Source organism: Arthrobacter sp. RIT-PI-e, from assembly GCF_001187915.1.
Classification (GTDB): domain Bacteria; phylum Actinomycetota; class Actinomycetes; order Actinomycetales; family Micrococcaceae; genus Arthrobacter_D.
The window spans coordinates 1-774 of the sequence record NZ_LGIU01000020.1; the positions used below are offsets into that span (position 1 = coordinate 1).

General features: G+C 68.3%; 1 protein-coding gene. It reads right to left on the bottom strand.

The features are described from left to right. Positions 1-774, bottom strand: a 774-nt coding sequence (locus AC792_RS01090) for a MerR family transcriptional regulator (RefSeq protein ID WP_442853587.1), incomplete at both ends; no start/stop codon positions are given.

Below are 774 nucleotides of genomic sequence, written 5' to 3' on the forward strand. Positions count from 1 at the left end.
GCCTCATCGGTGTGTTTGGGCGGGTGCGCTTGGTCCCAGGCGTCGAGGAGGGCGTCGTCCTGCTCCAACTGACCGGATCCCTCGATGATGTGCATCAGGGCGGTCTCGAAAGCGTGCCGCTCGGCCGCGACCTGAGCGACCTGTGGGTCGTCGACGCAGACGGTGTCATCCAGGGCCTGCTCAGCGGCGTCGATCCGGTCAGAGGCAGCCCGCAGCGCCGGATCGCCGGCCAGGGCGAGGAAGCGGCCGGCTTGCACGATCGCGCCGAGCGGACCGAAGATCCGCTCGGTGACCAGCAGGGTATCTAGGTCGTCTTGGCGTAGTGAGCCTTCGGGTGCGTCCTCGAGGCGGCCGGACACAAGATGGTCGAGTAGTCCCAGGCGACTGCCGAGGGCCCGCATGCGTTGCACCAAGGCCCGCTTGCGTTGCAGTTCGGCGTCCTGCGCGGCGAGGGTGTCCTCCAGCCGCGTCAGGACATCTGCGATCTCGTCCCCACCGCCGGCATCAAGGGCGCTGTCGGGTGTGGTGCCGTCGAAGGCGCCACGGATATCGTCGAGGGAGATCCCAGCCTCGGCCATGCGTCGGATCCAGAGCAGCCAGATGATCTCCGTATAGCCATACCGGCGGCGGCCGTCGCTGCCCCGTTCCCGCTCGGGAAGCAGACCGATCTGGTGGTAGTGGCGGATCGTCCTGGCCGTGATGCCGACGAACGCCGCGGCGTCACCGATCAGGACCTGACGGGGCGGGGCCGGGAACGAGTACATGACGGGGCCT